Raw genomic sequence first — 22,566 nt, forward strand, 5'->3', positions numbered from 1 at the left:
CGACCTACCCGGATCGGTGGCCCAGGGGGTTCGCGTCGGATGCGAACCCCCTGGGGTCGTCCTCGGCGGGGGTGAGGAAGTCCTGGAGTTCGCGGTGCCGGAACTGGTAGGTGGCGCCGCTGATGCGCAGGAGCCGGGCCTCGCAGGCCCAGTCGAGAAACGTCCACAACCGCAGCGGGAGCAGGCCGCGTACGGCGGCGACGACCAAACCGATCATGGTGCGGCACCAGGCGATCGCGCCGAAGGCCAGGCCGAAGGTCACGCCGCCGACGAGCGCGCAGGCCACCGACTCGCCGATGCCCTGGTTCATGACGAACACCAGGAACGCGGCCACGCCGCCGATGAGGCCGAAGGCGACACCGATGGCGGGGTTGCGCTGGAGGGCCTCGCGCGGGTGGGCCAGCTCCACGTCCTTGCTCCAGCCGCCGGTGGCGATCCTGAAGACGACGCCGAGTGCGAACGCCAGCGCGAAGGCGCCGGTGACGCCCACGGCCAGTGGCAGTGGACCGGCGTGTGCGAGCCGCAGTGGCGGCAGTCCGGTGAGCGCACCGCACAGTCCGAAACCGAGCAGCGCGACGGGGGCGGCACGGACCGCTTCGGCCACGGTCATGCGCCCGGCTCCCCGCCGCCCGGCGGCGGTCAGCCCGGCGAGCGCACCGAACACCAGCCCGCCTCCCGCTCCCGCGCCGACGGCGAAGACCGGCCCGAAGACCCTGCCTCCGGTCAGCGCGAGCCCGGCCAGGCCGCCGAGTATTCCGACCGGCCCGCCCGCCAGAGCGCCGAGCACCCCCCCGATCATGCGCGATCGGTGGGAGACGTTGGCTCTCCCGCCGGCGGCGGCCGGCCATGAGGAGAGCGCCAGACCGGTGGCGATGCAGACCCACCCGGCCATGAGCGCCACGGTGAGCCCCTGCCGACCGGTGAGCCCGTTGCGCAGGTCGCCCAGCCGGTCGACGGCCGCCCCCGCCCAGAAGGCCACCATCGCGATGACCGCGAAGACCGCGCAGCACAGGCCGTGCAACGCCCGTACCCGGCGCCGGCCGCCGATCGGCCACAGCAGGTGGGGGACGATGTCGATCGCGGTCATGCCGGGCGGCGGCCGATCCGTCTCGGCGGCGTGGACGGCCTGCCATCGCAGGTGGGCGGCCAGCTGAACGAGCCACGACCGAACCTGTCCGGGGTCGTACGCCGCGCCCTGGCCGGTACGGGGGCTGAGGCCGGTCGCCGCCGGTACGTAGGCGTCGAGCAGTCGTTGGGTGATCCGTGCCGCCGCCTTGTGAACATCGTCGTCGCCGGCACGGAGGAGTTCGGCCGGGTCGGCGCCGGACTCCACGGCCGTGACGGTCAGCAGCAGTCGCCACGGAGTGGCGAGGGCGGTCCTGACGGCCATCATCGAGGTTCCGGACAGCGCGGCATGGATGCGGTCACGGTGCTCACCGCAGGGATGGCCGTCGGGCCACCGGGCGTGCAGGTACACGCTGATCTGTTCGGTGCTCAGGTCGTGAAGATGGATCCGTGCGGCGTCGTCCAGGCCGGCCCGGGCCTCGGACAGCTCCGCGTGACGGCCGGTGCGGCAGGTCACGACGACGGCCCCGGGCCCCCGTCCGGACAGGTCGCTGTACCGGTTGAGCTCGGCCAGCAGTCCGATCGCCCGGCGAGGCGGGCCCATGGACGGCTCGGGGTCCAGTTCGTCCAGCCCGTCCAGCACCGGCAGCACCCGGCGGTCCCGTACCAGCCGGGTCGCGTCCTTGGCCGAGAGCCCGAAGTCCCGCACCAGTTGCTCGGCCAGCCATGGCTCGAACGAGCTTCCGAGGGTCCATCGGGCCGCGTTCAGGCGCACCGGCACGATCCGCCCGGGCGTCCCGGTCATGAAGGGCTCCACCAGGTGCAGCACCAGTTCGATGGCGGCCACCGTCTTGCCCGCCCCCGAGTCGCCCACGACCAGCAGGCGCTGGGGACGCAGGCCGCTGAAGAACCGGCCGATCGAGTGCAGGTCGGCACTCGCGATCGTGTCGGTGGAAGGCCCGAAGGAGACCGGCGCGATGCTGTAGCCGCCGAGCAGTCCCTTACGCGCCCTGTCCTCCTCGCGGGCCACCCGCCGTGCCAGCAGTTCGGCGGCGGGATCCCTCCCAGGCCATCTACCGGGACCGGCCTCTGCCGGTGCGTCCGCTGTTCCCTGCTCGGTGTCCGTCGCGGACGCCGTACGGACGACCGGCCCGGCCAGGGCGCTTCTGGCCGCCCGCCAGCGTTCGAGCTCGCCGGGGATCTGCTCGGCCGGATAGTCGCAGTAGCGGAGGGAGGCCGTGACGAACGCCTTCACGAAGTCCCACCGCGGAAGCTTGTCGGTCTGCCGCAGGACGTGGGACGTCGTGCTCTTGGGCAACACGTCGACGGTGGTCCCGTCCGGGGCCACCGCCTGGCCGCCGAGGGACCGGAGCCTGCTGAGCGACGGCTCGCCCGCCCACTGCCTGAGCCGCACCAGCGACCGGACGAAGTCCGTCGCGGTGCGGGCCTCGGCGGGGTCGGGCGGACAGGGCCGGCTCGTGGTCATCGGTGCTTCGTCCTCACCGACGACCACGCGAACGCCGTCCGGCCGCGCCGGGGCCACGGGCGGTCCAGGGACGTTCCCCGCAGCGTCTGGACATGCCGCGACTCCATCAGGAAGTTGCGTGCCTCGTCGGCCTCGACCAGCTCACGCCCCACCGCGATGGGCACGAAGCCGTGCCGTGGGATGTAGACCCATCGGCCACGGTCCCAGTCATAGGGGTCGAACCAGTGGTGGCGGACGGTGCCGGACACCCGCACCTCCGCTCCGGCTCGGTTCAGCACGAACGAGCCTTCCGAGCGCAGCAGGCTCATCCTGCTGACGTAGAACAGCTCCGTGCCGATGAACGCGTTGATCCGCGCGTCCCACCGATCGTGGAACCAGGTCGACGTGCCGTCGCGAAGCAGCTTCGCCTCCCGCGCGAGCTGCCGTTCGAACCGGCGCTGGTTGCGGCGTTCGGCCTTCTTGATCACCCGGAACGAGCGGAGCCAGCGCGGCGACATCCTCCTCGAGGCGCCCGCACCGTCCATGAAGTGCTCCAGGAAGTCGGCCGCGATGGGATGGACCTGGCGGCCGCCGTCGATGGTCGAGCGGAACAACGTGACGAGTTCCGGGACGGGCTTGCCCGTCCGTCGCCGGAAACCTCGAAGGAACATCCTGGGTCCGTCCGTCAGCGGGGCGTCATGGGCATATTCGTCGATACCTCTCGTCCGGCATGTAGCGCTCCCACTCGGCACGCGAGAGGGGGCGGCCCACGTCGGCGCATACCGTGGCGGCGGGATCCGCGGGGAGGGCGACGTTCCACAGCCGTGCGGTCCGGTCGTTGCCGACGGTGGCGACCGTGCGTCCGTCCGGGCTGTACGCGACTCTCTCGATGGCGCCGGTGTGGCCGGTCAGAGATGGCCCGATCTGACGATGGGTTCGCAGGTCCCACAGCCGCAGGGTGTCGTCCGCGGAGCCGGTGGCGAGAGTCGTGCCGTCGGGGCTGAACGCGATCGCGTAGACCGCGTCGGTGTGGCCGGTCAGTGCCGCTCCGATCGGACGGTGACGCGCGACGTCCCACAGCCGTACGGTGCCGTTCGCGGCTGTGGTGGCCAGGGTGCGGCCATCCGGGCTGAACGCCAGATCGTCGGGGCCCGCACCATCGGTGGCGCCGGGCAGCGGGGCCCCGGTCCGGCGGCGGGACGCCACATCGAAGAGCCGCACGGCGCGATCGTCGCCCGCCACGGCCACCGTGGAGCCGTCGGGGCTGAACGCCACCGCCGAGATGAGGCGGCCGGGCACCGTGATGCGGGGTCCCGTCTCGCGGCGGCCCGCGACGTCCCAGAACCCGATGGAAAGACCATGCTGGAACGCGAGGAGCCTGCCATCGGGGCTGAGGGTCACCCTCCAGTCGTCCCTGTTCGAATAGACGGGAGTGCCGATCTGACGCTGGGTGACGGTGCTCCACAGCCGTACGGTGCCGTCGGTGCTCGCCGTGGTGAGCGTCCTCTCGTCGGGACTGAACCGCATCGCGTGGACATAGGACGCGGGACCGTCCGCGGATCGCAGATAGCGGCCGACCGGACGCTGGGTCGCCACGTCCCAGAGCCGTACGGCGAGATCCGCGTCGCTCGAACCGGCATCCGTCCGGGGACCGGCGGCGGCCAGGGTTCTTCCCTTCGGGCTGAAGACGACGTCGGAGAGGGCGGACATCGTGGCGCCGGCCTGCCGGTGGATCGCCGGGTCCCAGAGCAACACCACGCCGTCTTCGCCGGCACCCGCGACAAGTCTCCCGTCGGGGCTGAACGCCACGTGCTCGACGGGTTGCCGTTCGTCGGCGAGCGCGGGACCCACCGGCCGGAGATCGGCGGGGTCCCACAGCCGGGTGAAGCCGGTGGCCCCCGCGGTGATGACTCTCTTCCCGTCCGGGCTGAAGGCCACGTCGTGGAAGCCGCGCAAGGCACCCCTGCCGTCCGGATCCCGCAGGGCTTCGCCGACCTGGTCGTGGGTGGCGAGATTCCACATCCGCGCCGTCCCGTCCGCACTCGTGGTGGCGAGAGTGGTCCCATCAGGACTGACGGAGATGGCGCGAACATCGCCCGTGTGCCCGGTGAACGCGTCCCCGACCTGGCGGTGGGTGGCGGTGTCCCAGAGCCGCGCGGTGTCGTCGGCTCCGGCGGTGACCAGGCGTTTCCCGTCCGGGCTGAACGCCACCGCGTTGACGGCCTGGGCGCCGTTCGACCAGTTGGGACGGCCGATGGTCGTCCCGCTCTGACGGCGTGCGGCCACATCCCATACCTGCGTGGTGCCCTCGTAGCCCGAGGTCGCGAGAGCCCGTCCGTCCGGGCTGAACGCCATCGCCTCCACCGACTCCGCGGTGTCGAGCGCGGGGCCCAGCGGCCGATGCGTGGACACGTCCCAGAACTGGAGGGACCGGTAGCAGGCCGTGGCCAGGACCTTCCCCGCGGGACTGAAGGCGAGGGCGAAGCCCGCCGAGCACCCGGACTTCGCGGCGACGATCGGCGGGGCGAGTGCCCGGTGCGACGCGACGTCCCACAGCGACACGAGCCCGTTATCGCTCCCGGCGGCGACGACCGAGCCACCAGGGCCGAAGGCCAGCTGGGTGATGGGTCTGCCGTGTCCGGACAAGGTCCCCCGGTCCGGACGCGCCGCTACGTCGAGCATGCGGACACGGGCCTCCGGGGTGGGAGCGGTACGCCAGGCGGCCACGGCCAGCAGCGCGGCGGTCTCCGGATCGCCGGCCACCTCACTCTGCGCCGCCAGCTGACGGGACACCGCCAGGCGCCGCTGGTGATCGGCATTGCCCGCGGCGACGATTGCGGCGCCGGCCGCGACAAGGGCGAGAGCCGACAGCACCGCCAGACCGGCCATGACCAGACCCCGGCGGCGGCCTGCTCGCCGCGCCGCCTGTGCCGACGCGGCGACGAAGCCCTCCACGGTGGGGCCGGGCGGCGGAAAGCTGTCGGCGTCGCGGCTCCAGCGGGACCGGGCGTCCTGCACGGACAGCAGCCGGGCTCCGCGATAGAGGAAGGCCGGGTCACGGTGGTTCTCGGCCCACTCCGCGGCGTCCTCGACGAGCTGGTCGTAGACCGCCTGCGCGGTCAGGTCGGGTTCGAGCCACTGCCGGAGGGTCGGCCAGGCGATCAGGAGCGCGTCGTGGGCGATCTCGGCGGTGTCCTCGTACAGGGTGACCAGGCGCTGGGCGGCGAACGCGAAGAGCAGCGCCTCGACCCGGTCCCGCCGTTCCGGCGTACGCGCGGACGCAGCGGCATGGATCTCGTCCAGCGTCGCCCTGCGCCGTACCGCCCGGCCGCCGGCAGTGATCAGAGTCATCCGCCGGAAGATCCTCAGTGCGGTCTTGCGGTCCTCGGCCGGCATCCCCTCGAGGATCGCGTCGGCCGTACGGCGCACGGAGTCGCGAACCCGGCCCGACTCCTCGAATCCCCGGATGGTCAGCAGGCGTTTCTCGCGTCTTTCCCAGGTGTTGAGCAGGGTCTGAGAGAGCAGGGGCAGGGTCCCGGCCTCGTCCCGGTCCCCGCCGGACCGCTCGGCGCGCAGCTCGCCCAGGATGGTCTCCACCAGACCGGACTCGATCTCCATTCCCGCGGCGGCCGCGGGGCCGGTGATGGCCAGCCGAAGGTCCTCCTCGGTCATCGGCTCGACGATGACCTGCCCGTCCTGGATGGCCTCGGCGAACTGCGGGTAGGCCGCGCATCGGTCCCAGTAGTCCGCGCGCACGCCGATGACCACTCCGGCTCCGTGCGGTGCGTCCGCCAGAGCGTGCAGGCTTCTCACGAACGCCTGACGCTCTTCCTCGTCGGTGACCAGGCAGAACAGATCCTCGAACTGATCGACCACCAGCAGGAGGCGGCGTTCCGAAGGCCCGGGCGGAACCCGGTGCGGCTCCTCGCGTAACCGCTCCCGTACCGTCTCGGCGCGCTCGCCGTACACCTCCGCCAAGATGCCGGCGAGCATCGTCAGCGGCCTCGATGTCAGCGTGAGAAGCCGGCACGGCCAGTGCTCCGACCCGGCGACCGGCAGCATCCCCTTCGCCATGGCCGGCATCAGTCCCGCCCGTAGCAACGACGACTTGCCCACGCCCGAGGCGCCGGAGACCAGCAGGATGGTTCCGCCGTCCTCCAGCCGGGGCCCCAGGCGTCCAAGGAGGTCCCGGGTCGCCCGCGCACGCCCGAAGAAGAACGCGGTGCTGTCGGCCTCGTACGGCGCCAGGCCCTGGTACGGGCACGTGTCATCGTCGCGGGACGGCGGCAGCGTGGCGCCACCCCTCGTCGATGACCGGTCGTGTCCGTCCCCGTCGCCCATGCCCCTCATTCTGACCAGTCGTCGCAACTTTGATCAATTGCGCCTGAAAAGGGAGGAGACGCCGATCGCGGGTCCTGGCGGACAACGATCCGTACGCCGCGGTCGGCCTGCGTATCGTCCGATCCCGTTCAGATTCGTCCGACCTGTTGCTGGAACAGCCGCAACGCACCTTCGATGGGCGTGCGGATCTCGTAGGCGGAGGGATCGGTGAAGGCGCAGGGGACCGCCGTCGACACCACGCATGGATCTCGGGGCATATGAACACGCACAACGCGGAAATCAGGGCGTCCAGCCGCGACCTGGACGAATGGCAACTGTCCGTCGGTTTACTCGGACCTTTCAACGTGGCGGTGAACGAAAGCCCGGTCTCGCTCACGGCGGGCAGGCTGCGCGCCGTACTGGCGGTGCTGGCGCTGTCGGCCGGCCAGGTCGTGTCGGTCGGTCACCTGGCGACGGGGGTGTGGGCGGACGAGGACCCACCCGGCAACGTCCGTCGAAGCGTGCAGACCTACATGGCACGGCTGCGGAGTGCGCTCGGGGCCGAGGCGATCGGTTCGACGCCCGCCGGATACGTCCTGCGCACCGACCCCGAACGCGTCGACGCCCTGCGGTTCGTCAGGTTGGTGAACGCCGCGTCCGCCGCACCCGACACCGCGGCGAGACGTGCGCGGCTCGTGGAGGCACTGAACCTGTGGCGCGGAACGCCGTTCGAGGGCGTCCCGTCCGGCCGGCTGGAGGAGTCGGAGGCCCCGTGGCTGCTCGAACGCTATCTGACCGCGCTGGAGTGGCGGCTCGACCTGGACATCTCCGCGGGACGCCACGGCGACCTGGTGGTGGAACTGTGCGAGTTGACGGCCCGATACCCGTTGCGCGAGTCGTTGTGGGCGCGGCTGCTCGTCGTCCTCGACCGCTCGGGCCGCCGGGCCGACGCGCTGGCGCGGTACGAGACCATGCGAGCACGGATCGCCACTGACCTCGGCGTGGATCCCGATCCGACATTGCAGCGGATCCATATCGACCTGCTGTCACGAAGGACACCGAATCCGCCGACCATTTCCCGACGCTGCCAGGTCTGCCCATGCCAGGTGAATTGAACGAGGTCGCGCTCGGGCGTGTATTCGGCATACTGCTTGCGTCGCCGCAGACAGGCGTGGACGGTGGACCTACCCCGCTCCGTCGTCAGTCACCACTCCGCCGACAGGAGCATGCATGGAAGTCCACGGCTGGGTCCACGACCTGTACATGGTTCTTTTCGGGATCTGGGGATTCGTGTGCCTCTACGGAGCATCGACGGGCCTCCGTGAAGAGTGGAAGTTGTATCGGCAGGGTCCGCACGTTGAAGCCGTCGTAGTGGGTGGGCTGCGGACGATACGTTTCGGGTTTCGGGAAATCCCGATCCGCCGCCGTAACACTGAGCCGGTGGTTCGTTTCGTAACGGCCGACGGCGGTCAGGTCGAGGCGAGAGTCAGGCACCCGGTCCGACGCGACGAGCCTCCCGGCGTGGGTGAGGCCATCGAGGTCTTCTACGATCCGCACAAGCCGCAGGAAGTGCTCGCGGTGTCGGGATTTCACACAGTCGTGCGGACCCATATCGCCATGATCGGTGTCGGTGCGCTCTTCCTATGCGTCGCGGCGGGGGCCTTGCTGTTCGGCCTGCCCGTCGAGACCCACGTGGGCGTGTGGGGCCTGCTCGGGCCATCGATCGCCGGAGCGGTCGCCCTGGCCCGGTGGGCTTGGCGCAAGCGCGAGAGCCAAGATGACGTGGCCACCGGCGGCCTGTCACCAGGCCAGGGCGATGATCTCCATGGGAGAAGAGACACCTCGGTGCCGTAACGAGGCTGGCACGCATTCGGCACAGACGATCGATGTGAGCGGACAGTGCCGGATATGTCGTGGAAGGCTCGGGGTGCGTACCCGCAGGTCAGTCGTTTCCTGCTCCAGCGCAAGGGTGGCGCGCCCAGAGGGATTCGAACCCCCGACCGTCGGATTAGAAGTCCGATGCTCTATCCGGCTGAGCTATGGGCGCCGGTCGATCGATCTGAGTGTACGGACTCCGGAGCGTTGATGTGATGCCGGTGGCCGGTAAGCGCCACAGGCTGTTCGGGGCGCGACGGTCTGACGGGGACCGTCGCTGTCGTATCCCTTGGAGCTGCGGCGATGCGTCACGATCCGGCGACATGTCGGAGCTTTCGGTTGACTCCGAGGTCGACCCGGCTTCACTGCGCCCGTGACAGACGGTCACCACCGTACGTGACGGCGACGTCTCGGTTTGCGCTTGTTCCTCTCGGTACGGCTTTGGGGACGGGGGCCCACCGAGTCCGTCATCCTCACGGCTGCGTGGCCGGGGGGTGACGGTGCCGGTGGCGGAGTCGGCGGGCCGGGCGGTTCCATGTGACGGTCACGGCGGATTTCGTTCATCATCAGCCCAGGTCGTACACGGTGGTGGCGCCGATGGTGCGGGCGGGGAAGGTCTGGGCGATCCACGCGGTGATCTGCTGGGCGTCGTCGCTGCCGCCGCTGTCGCCGCCTCGGCCGCGTGCCATGGAGCCGGCCAGGAAGTAGTGGATTCTGCCGGCGTGTACGTACTGCTGGAACCTAGCGAGACTCGGCGCCGGGTCGGTGCCGTTGAACCCGCCGATCGCCATGACCGGCTTGCCCGTGGCGAGCTGGTAGCCCGCGGCGGTGTTGGAGCCGACCGTCGCCGCGGCCCAGGTGTACGCGCCGGCGTTCTGCTTCAGCAGGGTGGTCAGTTCGGCGCTCGGGGTGCTCGCGTCGAGTAGTGCGCCGGGGCCGCCCATGGCTCCGCCGCCCACGCCTCCGCCTCGCATGCCGCCCGCTCCGGGGGCCGCGCCGCCGGTGCCCGGGTTCTGGCCGGGCGGGCCGAATCGGCCGTTCGGGGGCTGGGGCATTCCGCCCTGCCGGGCACCGCCGCCGGGCGGTCCGCCGAAACCGCCGCGCATACCGCCCGGGAGACCACCGGGTCCGCGCATGCCACCGAAGCCGGCGGATGGTCCGGCCGACGGGATCGCCCCGCGATGCGGGGTCGCCGCCGTGTCGATGGCGTACGCGGCCGGTCCGGCCAGCGAGGCCGCGACCGCGAGACCGGCACCCACGGCGAGTACCCGACCGGTCAGCCGCCGCCGCGACGGTCGACCGTCCACCGTCCCCTGGCCCCTCAGATCCTGGCCGGTCAGATCCGGGCCGGTCGGCGTCCGGCCCGCATGCTCCTGGCCGGTCGGCTCTTGGTCCGCCGGGTCCTGGTCGGTGGGTTCATGGTCGGCCGGGTCCCGGTCGGCCGGGTGGTCCTGATCGGTGGGTTCATGGTCGGCCGGCCATCGGTCCGTCGGCTCCTGGCGCGTTGGCCTCTGGACCGCCGGATCCCGGTCGGTCGCGTCCTGGCTCGTCAGCCATCGGCCGGTTAGCAGTGCACACGCCGCCACCAGGCCGGCGGCCAGGATCGGGACTCGCAGCCATGGCTCGAACGACGAGGTGCGGCCGAGAAGCCGGTACGACCACCACGCGGTCAACACGACCACGACCGCGAGCACGATCGCTGCGGCGGTACCGTCACGCCGTCCAGCCGAAGCCGCACGCGGTCGAGACCCCGGCGTCCCAACGGGCGACTGCCCACCCCCATCGTGTACGCGCCGGTCGGCACGATCGAGCTCGCCGACCTGCCCAGCATCGACCTGCCCAGCATCGACCCGCCCAGCACCGGTCCGGCGGCCACCGGCCGCGTGCGCCCAGAGGGCGGCCGCACCCATTCCGACGAGCGCCGCGACCGCAGGCGCGAGCGCGACCGTGTAGTAGCCGTGGAAGATGCCCTGCATCAGGCTGAACACCGCATCGGTGACCAACAGCCAGCCACCCCACAGCGCGAGCCCTGCCAACCCCGGGTCGGTACGCAACGACGGACCCGAGTAGGTCGCACGGGCCACGACATCGGGCTCCGCGGTAGGGCCCGCGCGGTGCGTGGGGCCGGGGCTGGTGGGGGGAGTGGCGGTCGTTGGGCCGGGGTCGGTGGGGGAAGTGGCGGTCGCGGGGTCGAGGTCGGTGGGGGAAGCGGTGGTGGTGGGGCCGGGATCGGTCGAGGACGCCGTGGTCGCGGTGCCGGGACCGGCAGCGGACGCGGTGGTCGTGCGGCCGGCGGCGGTAGAGGAAGCGGCGGCCGTGGACCCAAGGGCGACGGAGGAGGCGACGGCCGCAGAACCGGGGACGATGGACGAAGCGCCTTCGCCGCGCAAGGCAGAGGACGGTTGCGAGACGTCCGGGCCCGGCGCGGGCGGCGGCTCAGACCACGGTGCCACGTCCGCGCGATGGCGGGCGTAGGTCGCCCAGACTCCCGCGACCAGCAGTACGAGGGCCGCCGGGAGCAGCCAGGCGATCTGGCCTCCCAGCTCCGCGCCGAACATGCGTGTCCAACCGGCGTCCTGGTTCGTGTTGCCCAGGCCGCCCGTCTCGTCCCCGCTCAGGCGACCGAACCCGTTGTAGCCGAGCGCGAGCTCCAGCACGCTGTTGTGCTGCGACCCCCCGATGTACGGGCGCGAGCTCGCGGGTACGGCGGCGACGATCGCGACCCACCAGCCGGCCGACAGAACAAGCGTCACCGCCGCCAGGGCCAGCTGCCACAGGTGCCGTCGCAGGGCGGTCGGGGCCATCACCAGATAGACCAACGCGAAGGCCGGGACCACCAGGAACGCCTGGAGCATCTTCGCCAGGAATCCCAGCCCCACGAAGGCCGCGGCCAGCATGAGCCACCGCGTGCTCGCCCGCTCCTGCGCCCGTACCAGGGCGTACGCCCCGAGGGTCAGCAGGAGGACCAGCATCGCGTCCGGGTTGTTGAAGCGGAACATCAGCGCCGCCACCGGCGTCGTCGCCAGACAGGCACCGGCCAGCAGGGCTCCGCCCGTGGCGGTACGAGGGCCGAACGCGACGAGCGACCGGCGTACGGTCGCGTACAGGACGCCGACCGTGGCCACGCCCATCAGCGCCTGGGGGACCAGGATGCTCCACGCGTTCACGCCGAACACCCGTGCGGCCAGGTCCATCGGCCACAGGGACAGGGGCGTCTTGTCGACCGTGATGAAGTTCGCGGCGTCGGAGGACCCGAAGAAGAGCGCCTTCCAGCTGTGCGATCCCGCCTGCACGGCCGCCGAGTAGAAGGAGTTCGCCCAGTCCGAGGCGCCGAGCCCCCAGGCGTACAGCAGGCCGGTGGCAGCCAGCAGACCGAGCAACGCGAAGCTACGGGACGGTAGACGGGAAAGTAGGGACATGCCCCCATAGTCGGGGACCGGGGTCGGCCTCCGGTGAGCCGATCATTAAATGAGCGTGAGAAGAGTCAGCCGCGGGCGGCGCAGGTGATGCAGGTGCTGGCGGTGGGGCGGGCGGCAAGGCGTTCGGGGGCGATGGCGTCGCCGCAGACCTCACACCGGCCGTACGCGCCCTCCTCGAGTTGCCGCAGCGACCGGTCGAGCTCGGACAAATGCCGGTGCGACTGGTCCAGCAACGCCTCGAGCTGAGCACGCTCGAAGGCGATCGTGGCGCCTTCGGGATCGTGCTCGTCGTCCACGCCGGTGGACGTCGAGGACTCGATGAGGCCGGTGCGGTCGCGGTCGAGTGCCGCGATGCGCTCCAGTGTCCTCAGCCGCTCCGCGGCCAGTCGCTCTTCCAGTGAAGGAGTCATCACCAGTGAAAACGACCCGGCGGCACGGCGAATTCCACCTTTGGAGCGCGGGCCTCAGCTCGAACCGCGAGCGACCAGTTCGAGCCCCAGTGAGATCGAGCGCGGGGCGCCGGGCCCGTCCAGGCGCTGGAGCAGGAGCTCGGTCGCCGCGCGGCCGGACTCCTCCAGTGGCTGCCGCACGGTGGTGAGGTCGAGCGCCTCGGCGAGCTCGCCGTCGTCGAAGCCCACCACTGCGAGGTCGCCGGGAACGGCGAGTCCGAGCGAGTGCGCGGCGCGCATGACGCCCGCCGCCAGGGTGTCGTCCGCCGCGAAGACCGCAGTGGGCCGGTCCGAAGCCGAGAGCAGCTCCCGCGCGGCGGCCACCGCCGATCCGACTCCGTGCCCGGCGAGCCGTACCGCGGGCGAATGCTCCGCCAGAGCGGCACGGAACCCGGCGAGCCGCCGCTGCGACGGCGAGACGTACAGGTCCGACTCCTGCGTCTCGCCGAGGAACGCGAAGCGCCGATGTCCCCGCGCGAGCAGGTGCGAGGCGACCAGGCGCCCGCCCGCGGCGTCGTCGGTGTGCACGGAGTCGAAGCCGGGATGGCGTACGTCCACCAGCACCGTGGCCAGCCCCAGCAGGCGCCGGGCGATGGCGTCCTCCAGCGGCAGGCTCACCACGATGAGCCCGTCGAGCCGTCCGGTGACGGGCAGGCTTCCGAGCAGCGGGGACGTGCTCTGCGAGGCGGACGGCTGGTCGAACACCACGACCTCGACCGGACGGCTCCCGACGGCACGCAGCACGCCGGTCAGCCGGCGCGCGACCGAGGGGTAGGAGGAGTACGGCGCCAGCACGCCGATCCGTCCCACTCCGCGACGCGCCCGCGCGACCGCTTCGGCCTTGGGGACGAAGCCCAGCGCGTCCACCGCCGCCAGGACCCGGCGACGCGTCACGTCGCCGACCCGCTCGGGTGAGTTGAGCACTAGCGAGACCGTCGAGATGCTCACACCGGCCTCACCGGCGACATCCCGGATGGTCGGCACGGCATCTCCCGGACTATCGAACTGCTTCGATCGAACTTTTTTGCCACACTACAACGAGGTACATGACGAAGGGAGAGAGCGATGAGCCGTTCCTACGTGGTGACGGGCGGAGGACGGGGCATCGGAAGGGCGGTGGCCGAACGGCTCCTCGGTGACGCGGACACGGTCGTGGCGATCGAGCGTGACCCGGTGGCGCTCGAGTGGATCGCCGCTCACCCCGCCGGTCCGCGCCTCGTCGGCCTGGCCGGCGACGCCGCCGACGAGACCGTCGCCGGGCTGGCGGCCGATCTCGCGCAGGCGGCGGCGCCTCTCGCCGGGTGGGTCAACAACGCCGCGGTGTTCGGCGACGCGGCGTCGTTCGACTCCACCCCCACGAGCGAGACGCTGCGCGGCATCGAGCTCAACCTCGCGCTCGCCGTCGTCGGGTGCGCGACCGCCGTGCGAAGGTTCCTCGCGGCCGGCGCCGGCGGCTCGATCGTCAACGTCTCCTCCCACCAGGCCGTGCGCGCGGTGCCGGGCTGCGCGCCGTACGTGACCTCGAAGGCGGCGATCGAGGGACTGACCAGGGCGCTCGCCGTGGAGTACGGCCCGCACGGCATCCGGGTCAACGCGGTCGCGCCCGGTTCGATCGGCACCGAGCGGTACACGGAGCTGCTGGCGGGCGGGGACGGCGCGCGGATCGAGGCCGAGATGGCGCGCCTTCATCCCCTCGGCAGGGTGGGCCGTCCCGGCGAGGTCGCCGCGGCGGTGGCGCATCTGTTGTCCGACGGCGCGAGCTTCATCACCGGTGCGACCGTGCCCGTGGACGGGGGCCGTACGGTGCTCGCCCAGGACCCGGAGACGCTGTGAGGTTCACCGGGCACGTTGCCCGCACCAGGCCGGCGACCGTGCCGGGACGAGCGCGGGGCCACTCACCGCCGCCGATGTGCGCGTCTTGACCGTGATGCGACGCGTCGTAAACGGCCCAATCCCGGCCCTCGCCGGGGGTTGAGCCATTTTTTGCCGGGCGATCCGATCCTCTGGCGGCCGGCCCGGGTATCGCCCCCTGCGTGTCGAACGGAAGCGCAGGCGCCTTCTTGGTGGCGGTCGCGATGCTCACCGGTATGGCGCACCTGCAGGGTGCGCCGTCGAGGGGGCATGCGCCCGTACGGCAATGGTCCCGCCCCGAGCGGGTGGAGCTCGGCGACACGAGCATCCCGGTCAGATCCGTGCGCCGGCACGTCTCCCAACAGTGGAGGTCACGGCCGGCGGCGCCCGGCCGGGCGATCGTGCCCGAAGCCACCCCGGAGATGATCGTCGGCTATGTGGACCCGGCTCGCGGGTCGGCCGCCTTCCACCGGCTCACGCACGTCAACGAGGGGGACCGCGTGAAGGTGGTGCGCCGGGACCACAGCACCGCCTGGTTCAAGGTCGACTCGGTACGCCGCGCGGTGAGACGCTCCGTCGAACAGGAGCGGGCCCGCGGCGACCGGCCCGAACTCCGCCTGATCTCCGTGCGCGACGCCGCGCGGCGCGGCGGGCACGCCGACCCGCGCAACGTGATCGTCTCGGCTCATCTCGACCGCCCGGCGAGCGAGGACGTCCACCTCGACCGCCCCGGCGTCGTCGACGAGTGAACCGGGGCCGGTCAGGGCGCCGTCCGCCCCGGTACGGGAGCGGGCTCCACGGCGGGCAGGACGAGGGTTCCGCTGGCGGTCGCGTGGGACAGCTCACGGGACAGCGACAGAGCCGAGGTCCGTACGGCGGGGGCGAGGCGCTCCAGGTCGAGGCGGTTGGCGTGGCCGGTGATCGAGATCGCCGCGATGACGCGACGGCGGTGGTCGAAGACCGGTGCCGCCACCGCGGACACCCCGATCTCCGACTCCTCCCGGTTGATGCCGTAGCCGCGTTCGAGCGTCCGCGCGAGGTCCCGTTCGAGCAGGCCGGGCATCGTGATGGTGTGCGGCGTGTGACGGGCCAGCCCGGCGCGCAGCACGCTCCGCAGGCGTTCCGGTGAACCGAACGCCAGGAACAGCTTGCCCGTCGCCGTGCAGTACGCCGGCAGCCGTCCGCCGACCCGGGAGATGATCGGCATTGACCGGCGGCCGCTGACCTTCTCCAGGAACAGCGTGTCGATGCCGTCGAGCACCGCCAGGTGGATGTTCTGGTGGGACGCCTCGTACAGGTCCTCCAGGTACGGCAGCGCCGCCTCGCGCAGCCCGCGCGGCCGGGGCACGCGCTGACCGAGGACGAACAGGCGCATGCCCAGCCGGTAACCCGCCTGCGTACGCTCCAGGGCGCCCCAGCTCACCAGCTCGCCCAGCAGCCGGTGTGCCGTGGGCTTGGGCAGGCCGCTGCGTGCCGCCAGCACGGTCAGGGTCAGGTCGACGTCGGACGGGCCGAAGGCGTTCAGCAGGCTCAGTCCACGGGCGAGGACCGACTTGGGCGGTCCCTGCGAGGCATCCATGTCAGAACCCTTCTCTCCTGAGGGGGGCCGCGCAATGGGCGGCGGGCCGGGCGCTCATCCGGTGAGCTCCTTCCCGAGGTGGCCGGCGACCATGGCGGCGAACGCCATGATCGTCAGTGATGGGTTGACCGACAGCGACGCCGGGACCAGTGAGCCGTCCCCGACGTAGAGCCCGGCGACGTCGTGCGACCGGCCGTTCGCGTCCACGGCCGAGCGCCGGGGGTCTGAGCCCATCGGCACGCTGCCCTGCGCATGTGAGGTGCTCAGCCCGGTCCAGAGCACCTCGCGGGCACCTGCGGCGCGCAGCGCCCGGACGGCGAACTCCCGCGCCGCGTCCAGCCGGGCGCGTTCGGCCGCGGAGAAGCGCTTGGTGATGACCGGCTCGCCGCGTACGTCCAGTTCGAGCACGCCTGTGTTCTCGTCGTTCGCCATGACGAGCAGCCCGGCCCAGTGCCGGTAGTCCGCCGCGGCCCCGGCCAGCCGCCGGCCCCAGAGCGGTCCGCCATCCTCGTCCGTCAGGCTTTCGGCGAACGAGACCGGGTCCTGGATGGTCGGGCCCTCCAGGACGAACTCCTCCTGGCGGTCCAGGCAGTGCCCGGTGATCGGGTAGACGCGGTGACAGTCCTGCGGCTCGTCGAAACGACCGTAGACGAGCCGGGCGGGGTGCAGCCCGATGGTACGGCCGACGAGCCGCGAGCTCGGGGTCCGCAGATAGTCCGGGCTGCCCAGCAGGATCCGCGGGGTGCCGAGCGTGCCCGCCGCGAGCACGACCGTACGTGCCCGTATGACGCCGCTCTCGCAGACGACCCCGGTCACCGCGCCACCCGAGATCAGCACCCGGTCGACCGTGGTGCGGGTGACCAGCCGCACCTCCCCGCGCGCCACGGCCGGCGCGATGAAGGTGTTGAGCGCGGACTTGCCGGCGTTGGTCGGGCAGCCCTGCAGGCACGAGCCGCAGCGGGTGCAGTTGTAGTCGGTGTAGGACCGCACCGGCTCGAACGACGCGCCGAGACGCGCCAGCCCGTCCCGCAGCCGGTACGCGCTCGGCGTCCAGTCGGCGCGCTCGCGTACGCCGAGCCGCCGCTCGACGGCGGTGTACCAGGGGAGCAGGTCGGCCGGGGAGAACGCGGCGCCGTCCGGGCCGAGCAGGCCGGTCCGCTCGTGGAAGGCGGCGACGTCGGACGCGGCGGCGCGCATCGCCACCTTCGTGTTGATGACCGTCGATCCGCCGACACAGCGGCCGGCGAGCAGCGCGACGGGATCGTCGCCCTCGGTGTGGCGTACCGGCCACCACAGCCGGTGCCGCGCCTCGAGTTCGAAGCGTGTGTGCGTGTCGGCCGGATACAGGCCGCCGGCCTCGATGAGCACCACGTCGTGGCCGTTCTGCCCGAGCTCGGCCGCGATCAGGCCGCCGCCCGCGCCGGAGCCGACCACCACGACCTCGGCCGCCGGCGGCAGCGGCTGGGGCGCTTGCGGCGGCTCGGTCAGGAACGACCAGTCCTTGCGCAGCCGCCGGGCCTGCGGCGCGTCGAAGCCGATGTCGTCCCAGCCGGTCGGGCCGGTGTGGCCGTGGACGGCGAAGTCACCGTAGTAGGCCTCGATCGCGAGCCTTCTGACCAGCGCGAACGCGGCCGAGCGCGCGAGCGGCGCCAGTCCGTCGACACCCTGCCTGACGGCCGGCGCCAGCAGGCCGATCGCGGCGTGCAGGTCGTCCTCCTCGCTGTGGGACATGCCCGTGACCGCCTGCGCGATGTAGTGCTCGGGTCCGATCGCGCGCGAGCCCGGCACCAGGAGCTCGCAGAGGCCGGCGAGCACGCGCGTCTCTCCGCTGGTCATCAGTGCTTCGCGGATCCGCCGTCGACGTTGATGGTCTGGCCGGTGAGGAACCCGCTCCCCTCGTCGCAGACGTACAGCAGCGTCGAGACCAGGTCGCCGGGCTCCTCGACCCGGGGGACGATCTGGGAAGCACGGACCCGGTCGAACCCGCCGTCCGCGCCGACGGTCCGTTCCGCGGTCGTGGTGCGGGTGAGCCCGGGGGCGATCGCGTTGACCGTGACGCCGTCCTCGCCGACCGCGCTCGCGAGGGCGCGCGTGAAGCCGACCAGGCCGGCCTTTGACGTGGTGTAGGCGACCATGTCGGGCGGCCCGAGGAAGACGACGGCCGAGACGATGTTGACGATCCGGCCCCAGCCCGCCGCCCTCAGGTGGGGCAGCGCGGCCTGGGTGACGATGAAGGGGCCGTCGAGGTTCAGGCGCATGATCCGGCGCCACTCGTCCAGCGTCGTGTCCTCGAACGGGATCGCCGGGTAGGTCCCCGCGTTGTTGACCACGATGTGCGGGCCGCCGTGGTCCTTGGCGATCTCGTCCACGGCCGCCGTCACTGCGGCCGGGTCGGTCACGTCGGCGCGGACACCGAAGAAGCGGTCGCCGCCGCACGAGTCGGCGACCCTGCGCCCGGTCTCGGCGAGATCGGCGACGTCCAGCCCGGCCACTCGGTGTCCGCGGGCGGCCAGGGCGACACAGAACTCCTGGCCCAGTCCGTTCGCGGCGCCGGTCACCAGCGCGACCCGGTCGGCACCTGAGGTACGGCTCACGGTGGCGAGCCTGTGGCACGCCCGACGCCCCGGCAAGGGCGATGTTCCGTTCACCGGAACCTCACCGCGGGCTTTCTACAACCATGTCTCCGTTTTGCCGACCAGGATTGCGGCCAATCGTGGCGGCCGGCCGTACCACCGCGTTTCCATTCGATGAAACGGCCCGCTTGTCGGTGCGGACCGATGCGTCCATGCTCGCGGCACCTTCGCACCGTGTCACCGCACCACCGAGACCGCCCGCCGAGCCGTGAGGAGCGATGTCCGCGATGCCACCAGCAGTGACCGGCTCCGCCGGCGAGTACCGGGGGGGCGGAAGGACGAGCCGGCCGCTGTACCGGAGGTTCGTCCGCGACGAGTTCGGCGTGATCGCCGTCCTGGTCGTCATCGTGGCCGGGGTCGGGATCTTCCACCCGGACTTCCTGCGCACCGGCAACCTGCTGTCGATCACCCACAACACCGTCTACGTCGGGCTGATGTCGTGTGGGATCGTCTTCCCGCTCGCCATGCGCGAGGTCGACCTGTCCGTCGGCGGCATGTACGCCCTGTGCATGGTCGTCGGGGCCGTCCTCATCCGGGACGGACTCGGCACGTGGTTCGCGCTCCTCGCGATCCTTGTGCTGTCGGCCGCTCTCGGCGCCCTCAACGGTGTCCTGACGACCTACATGGGCCTGCCGTCGTTCATCGTCACGCTCGCCACGGCGCTGCTCTTCCGTGGCGCCGGCCTCGCGCTGGCCGACGGCAAGCAGATCACCGACCTGCCGCAGAACGACGCGTTCTTCACCTTCCTCGGCGGCGATGTGGCCGGCGTTCCCACCGCGGTGTGGATCGCCGCCGTCCTGGTCGTCGGGCTGACCGTCCTGTTCACCCGTACGAGGTTCGGAGCACGGGTACGGGCCATCGGCTCCAACCCCGAGGCGGCCGCGTTCAGCGGCCTGCCGGTGGTGCGCACGCGGATCGCGGCACTCTCGCTGTCCGGGCTCATGGCGGGCACGGCGGCGATCTTCTCGCTCGCGTTCTTCATGGCGGGTGACCCGACGGTCGGCCAGGGCTACGAGCTGACCGCCATCGCCGCGGCCATCATCGGCGGCACGCCGCTCGCGGGGGGCCGCGGATCGGTCGTGGGCGCGGTCGTCGGCTGCCTCATCCTCAGTGTCGTCGCCTCGGCACTGGCCTTCTTCCAGGTCCCGATCAACTGGACCACCTTCGCGACCGGCGGCGTCATTCTCGTCGCCGTCGGCGCGGACACCCTGCTGCGCCGCTTCCGGAGCACGCGTTCCGCCGGCGCCTGACCGACCCCCCGCCCGTACGCCAGGAGACGACGAATGAACCAGCGCACACCATGGCGGGCCGGCCTCGCCGCGATCCTCGTCCTCGGCCTCACCGCCGCCTGTGGAGACAGCGGGGCGGGCTCGGGCTCGAAGAAGCTCAAGATGGGCATCGCCGTACCGAACAACAGCCTGAACTTCGCCCGTGAGATGTACCAGGGGGCGACGTCGGCGGCCCAGCACGCGGGCAACATCGACTTCAAGGTGGTCGGCCCGCCCAACACCGACGGCCCGGCCGAGGTCCAGCTCTTCCAGAACCTCGTCGTCACCCACCGGGACGGCGTCGTCCTGTTCAACCTCGATCCGCCGATCTTCACCCGCCCCGCGGCGCAGGCCGTCGACCAGGGCGTGCCGGTCGTCGCGCTGGACACGGCGCCGACCCCGGGCAGCAAGGTGGGTTTCTTCGTCGGGACCGACAACTACGAGCTGGGCGGCCTGCTCGCCCAGGCGGCCGTCAAGAAGCTCGGCGCCGACACGAAGGGCACCGTCGTGATCGGCCAGACCGACCCGGGCGTGCCGGTGCTCGACAACCGGGTCAAGGGCATCAAGGAGACGTTCGCCAAGCTGGCGCCGGGCATCAAGACGCTCGGCCCGTTCCACACCTACAGCGACCCGGCGCAGAACTACAACGCGTGGATCGCGCAGGTGCACGCGCACCCGGACGCCGTCGCCTTCCTCGGCGTCGGCGACGCGGACAGCTACGACCTCGCCAAGATCAAGCAGCAGGAGAAGGGGGAGTACCTCACCGCGGGCTTCGACGTCGACCCCAAGACGCTGCAGGCGGTCAAGGACGGCACCAACTTCGCGGGCATCGACCCCGAGCACTTCCTGAAGGGCTACATCTCCACCGCGGTCCTGGCCCAGACCGTACGGGACGGGAAGAAGCTGCCGAACGGCTGGTTCAAGACGCCCGGCATGGTGGTCGACAGCGGCAACATCGATGAGGTCATCGCGCGGGAGAAGTCGCCGGAGGCGGCCTACGCCTGGTACAAGCCGCAGATCGACAAGCTCCTCGCCAACGTCGGCGGCAACTTGAGGCCCCTGTCGCAGGCCCGCTGACATGCTGACGGCGACCGGTCTCGTCAAGCACTACGGCGGCGTCGCCGCGCTGGACGACGCCGGGATCACCGCCGAGAGCGGGCAGGTGCACGCCCTCGTGGGAGAGAACGGCGCGGGCAAGTCCACGCTCGTCAAGATCATCTCTGGTGCCGTCCGGCCCGACGCGGGCAGCGTCGAGCTGGACGGTCACCCGGTCCGCTTCGCGAACACCCGGCAGGCGTCCGCGCACGGCATCGCGATCGTGTCGCAGGAGCTGATGACCTTTGGCGACCTGACCGTGCTGGAGAACCTCTTCCCGTTCGGCGGCCCCCGGCGGTTCGGGCTGGTGAGCACGCGGGCGATGGAGCGCCGGGCAGCGCCCGTACTCGAGGAGCTCGGCCTGGACGTGTCCCCGCACGCCCGCGTCGAGACGCTGTCGCTCGCCGACCGGCAGCTCCTGGAGATCTGCCGGGCCCTGCTCCAGGACCCGCGCGTCCTGATCCTCGACGAGCCCACCTCCGCGCTGCCGCGGCAGGCCGCCGACCGGCTCGCCGGGACCACCAAGCGGCTGGCCGAACGCGGGCTGGCCGTCCTTTACATCTCCCACTTCCTGGAGGAGGTCCTGCGCGTCGCGCAGCGGGTGACCGTGCTGCGGGACGGCCGTACCGTGCTGACCGGCGAGGAGATCGAGCAGGTGGGCGTCGACTCCCTGGTCACCGCGATGCTCGGCGGTGCGGCGCCTTCCGTCGCGCGGGCCGAGCGGGCCAGGCGCGGCGCCGCCTCGCTCGCGCTCACCGCCGTCGGCGTCGCCGGACGGCTCCGCGACGTGTCGTTGAACGCCTCCGGCGGCGAGATCGTCGGGCTCGCCGGCCTCCAGGGCGCCGGTCACCTCGCCGTGCTCGACGTCGTCTGCGGCCGGGCCCGGCCGGCCACCGGATCGGTACGGCTGCCGGGCGGCGCGGCGCCCCGTTCGCCGCGCCACGCCGTCGCCGCCGGAGTCGCGTACGTCTCCGGCGACCGCAAGGGCCGGGGACTGATGCTGGACCAGTCACTGTGGGAGAACGCCACCGCGGTACGCCGGCTCGGTCTCGGCCGCGACGGCCTGATGCCCTCCCGGCGGCGGATGGTCGAACGGACCGAACACCTCATCCGGCGGCTGCGCATCCGCGGCGGCCCGTACGACGTCACCGCGCAGTTGTCCGGCGGCAACCAGCAGAAGGCGGTCCTGGCCAAGTGGCTCGACGCCGATCCGGCCGTCTTCGCCCTCGACGACCCGACACGTGGCGTGGACGTGGGCGCACGCGCCGAAATGCACGAAATCGTGCGTGACCTCGCGAATGACGGCAAGATCGTCCTGATCGCCGCCACGGACCTGACCGAGCTTGTCGATTTGTGTGATCGCGTCCTGGTATTCCAACGGGGCCGGATCACTGATGAGATCGACGGGCAGTCGCTTTCCGAGCAGGCGCTGAGCCTGGCGATGAACGCCGGGTTCGCGGCGCCGCTCTGAAGGAGCCCCAGGCTGTGGCCGGTTCGGGTACGGCGTCCGGCTTGGCGGCTGGTTCGACCGAGGACGAAGGCAGGGA

Annotated in this window: 16 protein-coding genes and 1 tRNA gene; 7 read left to right on the forward strand and 10 right to left on the reverse strand. The window is 71.7% G+C overall.

Going from position 1 to position 22,566, the window contains the following annotated elements:
• Positions 1-4: 4 nt before the first annotated feature.
• From FB559_RS24830 to FB559_RS24840, 3 genes are read right to left on the reverse strand one after another with little or no spacing between them, the layout of a single operon-like run.
• Positions 5-2,551: an NACHT domain-containing protein gene (locus FB559_RS24830; protein WP_141958123.1), complete on the reverse strand. Its 2,547-nt coding sequence runs from the start codon at positions 2,549-2,551 to the stop codon at positions 5-7.
• Positions 2,548-3,201 (reverse strand): hypothetical protein, encoded by a 654-nt coding sequence (locus tag FB559_RS24835; protein WP_141958124.1) that lies wholly within the window; start codon positions 3,199-3,201, stop codon positions 2,548-2,550. Before FB559_RS24835 ends, FB559_RS24830 begins: the two co-directional genes overlap by 4 nt.
• Before the next feature lie 25 nt (positions 3,202-3,226).
• Positions 3,227-6,871: an nSTAND1 domain-containing NTPase gene (locus tag FB559_RS24840; RefSeq protein ID WP_185792385.1), complete on the reverse strand. Its 3,645-nt coding sequence runs from the start codon at positions 6,869-6,871 to the stop codon at positions 3,227-3,229.
• Between the two features lie 257 nt (positions 6,872-7,128).
• On the opposite strand from FB559_RS24840, the gene FB559_RS24845 reads away from it, so the two are divergent.
• A complete protein-coding gene (locus tag FB559_RS24845) occupies positions 7,129-7,965 on the forward strand; it encodes an AfsR/SARP family transcriptional regulator (protein ID WP_141958129.1) in 837 nt (278 codons plus the stop codon).
• A 115-nt stretch (positions 7,966-8,080) separates the two neighbouring features.
• Positions 8,081-8,704 (forward strand): DUF3592 domain-containing protein, encoded by a 624-nt coding sequence (locus tag FB559_RS24850; RefSeq protein WP_141958131.1) that lies wholly within the window; start codon positions 8,081-8,083, stop codon positions 8,702-8,704.
• Positions 8,705-8,820: 116 nt separating this feature from the next.
• Here FB559_RS24850 and FB559_RS24855 read toward each other — a convergent pair.
• From FB559_RS24855 to FB559_RS24870, 4 genes are all read right to left on the reverse strand, one after another.
• Positions 8,821-8,897, reverse strand: a tRNA-Arg gene (locus FB559_RS24855).
• 394 nt (positions 8,898-9,291) lie between these two features.
• Complete coding sequence (locus FB559_RS44855; protein ID WP_221640174.1) at positions 9,292-12,144, reverse strand: ArnT family glycosyltransferase; 2,853 nt, start codon at positions 12,142-12,144, stop codon at positions 9,292-9,294.
• 65 nt (positions 12,145-12,209) lie between these two features.
• A complete protein-coding gene (locus tag FB559_RS24865) occupies positions 12,210-12,554 on the reverse strand; it encodes a TraR/DksA family transcriptional regulator (protein WP_141961902.1) in 345 nt (114 codons plus the stop codon).
• Between the two features lie 54 nt (positions 12,555-12,608).
• Positions 12,609-13,577 (reverse strand): LacI family DNA-binding transcriptional regulator, encoded by a 969-nt coding sequence (locus tag FB559_RS24870; protein WP_141958133.1) that lies wholly within the window; start codon positions 13,575-13,577, stop codon positions 12,609-12,611.
• An 81-nt stretch (positions 13,578-13,658) separates the two neighbouring features.
• Between FB559_RS24870 and FB559_RS24875 the strand changes: the two genes are divergently transcribed.
• The gene (locus FB559_RS24875) at positions 13,659-14,426 is read left to right on the forward strand and encodes an SDR family NAD(P)-dependent oxidoreductase (RefSeq protein WP_141958134.1); all 768 of its coding nucleotides are present in this window, start codon (positions 13,659-13,661) and stop codon (positions 14,424-14,426) included.
• Positions 14,427-14,626: 200 nt separating this feature from the next.
• Positions 14,627-15,193, forward strand: coding sequence for a class F sortase (locus FB559_RS24880; RefSeq protein ID WP_141958136.1), 567 nt, complete (start codon positions 14,627-14,629; stop codon positions 15,191-15,193).
• Between the two features lie 11 nt (positions 15,194-15,204).
• Here FB559_RS24880 and FB559_RS24885 read toward each other — a convergent pair whose 3' ends face one another.
• Genes FB559_RS24885 through FB559_RS24895 form a run of 3 tightly spaced genes read right to left on the reverse strand, consistent with a single transcriptional unit; the run spans position 15,205 to position 18,617 of the window.
• Positions 15,205-16,023, reverse strand: coding sequence for an IclR family transcriptional regulator (locus FB559_RS24885; RefSeq protein ID WP_141958137.1), 819 nt, complete (start codon positions 16,021-16,023; stop codon positions 15,205-15,207).
• A gap of 54 nt (positions 16,024-16,077) precedes the next feature.
• Positions 16,078-17,859 carry a GMC family oxidoreductase N-terminal domain-containing protein gene (locus FB559_RS24890; RefSeq protein ID WP_141958139.1) on the reverse strand — a complete coding sequence of 594 codons (1,782 nt, stop codon included), beginning with the start codon at positions 17,857-17,859 and terminating at the stop codon, positions 16,078-16,080.
• The gene (locus tag FB559_RS24895) at positions 17,859-18,617 is read right to left on the reverse strand and encodes an SDR family NAD(P)-dependent oxidoreductase (RefSeq protein WP_221640175.1); all 759 of its coding nucleotides are present in this window, start codon (positions 18,615-18,617) and stop codon (positions 17,859-17,861) included. Before FB559_RS24895 ends, FB559_RS24890 begins: the two co-directional genes overlap by 1 nt.
• Before the next feature lie 266 nt (positions 18,618-18,883).
• Here FB559_RS24895 and FB559_RS24900 point away from each other — a divergent pair, with 266 nt between their 5' ends.
• The 3 genes from FB559_RS24900 to FB559_RS24910 are packed head-to-tail and all read left to right on the forward strand — an operon-like array spanning position 18,884 to position 22,490.
• A complete protein-coding gene (locus FB559_RS24900) occupies positions 18,884-19,906 on the forward strand; it encodes an ABC transporter permease (RefSeq protein WP_221640176.1) in 1,023 nt (340 codons plus the stop codon).
• Between the two features lie 33 nt (positions 19,907-19,939).
• Positions 19,940-21,001 carry a sugar ABC transporter substrate-binding protein gene (locus tag FB559_RS24905; RefSeq protein ID WP_141958143.1) on the forward strand — a complete coding sequence of 354 codons (1,062 nt, stop codon included), beginning with the start codon at positions 19,940-19,942 and terminating at the stop codon, positions 20,999-21,001.
• A 1-nt stretch (position 21,002) separates the two neighbouring features.
• The gene (locus tag FB559_RS24910) at positions 21,003-22,490 is read left to right on the forward strand and encodes a sugar ABC transporter ATP-binding protein (protein ID WP_141958145.1); all 1,488 of its coding nucleotides are present in this window, start codon (positions 21,003-21,005) and stop codon (positions 22,488-22,490) included.
• Positions 22,491-22,566: the final 76 nt, after the last annotated feature.

Source organism: Actinoallomurus bryophytorum, assembly GCF_006716425.1.
Lineage (GTDB): Bacteria > Actinomycetota > Actinomycetes > Streptosporangiales > Streptosporangiaceae > Actinoallomurus > Actinoallomurus bryophytorum.

Coding starts and splice junctions, on each gene's coding strand:
- FB559_RS24830 (WP_141958123.1), bottom strand. CDS start 2,551: ATGACCACGAGCCGGCCCTGTCCGCCCGACCCCGCCGAGGCCCGCACC.
- FB559_RS24835 (WP_141958124.1), bottom strand. CDS start 3,201: ATGTTCCTTCGAGGTTTCCGGCGACGGACGGGCAAGCCCGTCCCGGAA.
- FB559_RS24840 (WP_185792385.1), bottom strand. CDS start 6,871: ATGGGCGACGGGGACGGACACGACCGGTCATCGACGAGGGGTGGCGCC.
- FB559_RS24845 (WP_141958129.1), top strand. CDS start 7,129: ATGAACACGCACAACGCGGAAATCAGGGCGTCCAGCCGCGACCTGGAC.
- FB559_RS24850 (WP_141958131.1), top strand. CDS start 8,081: ATGGAAGTCCACGGCTGGGTCCACGACCTGTACATGGTTCTTTTCGGG.
- FB559_RS44855 (WP_221640174.1), bottom strand. CDS start 12,144: ATGTCCCTACTTTCCCGTCTACCGTCCCGTAGCTTCGCGTTGCTCGGT.
- FB559_RS24865 (WP_141961902.1), bottom strand. CDS start 12,554: ATGACTCCTTCACTGGAAGAGCGACTGGCCGCGGAGCGGCTGAGGACA.
- FB559_RS24875 (WP_141958134.1), top strand. CDS start 13,659: ATGAGCCGTTCCTACGTGGTGACGGGCGGAGGACGGGGCATCGGAAGG.
- FB559_RS24885 (WP_141958137.1), bottom strand. CDS start 16,023: ATGGATGCCTCGCAGGGACCGCCCAAGTCGGTCCTCGCCCGTGGACTG.
- FB559_RS24890 (WP_141958139.1), bottom strand. CDS start 17,859: ATGACCAGCGGAGAGACGCGCGTGCTCGCCGGCCTCTGCGAGCTCCTG.
- FB559_RS24900 (WP_221640176.1), top strand. CDS start 18,884: ATGCCACCAGCAGTGACCGGCTCCGCCGGCGAGTACCGGGGGGGCGGA.
- FB559_RS24905 (WP_141958143.1), top strand. CDS start 19,940: ATGAACCAGCGCACACCATGGCGGGCCGGCCTCGCCGCGATCCTCGTC.
- FB559_RS24910 (WP_141958145.1), top strand. CDS start 21,003: ATGCTGACGGCGACCGGTCTCGTCAAGCACTACGGCGGCGTCGCCGCG.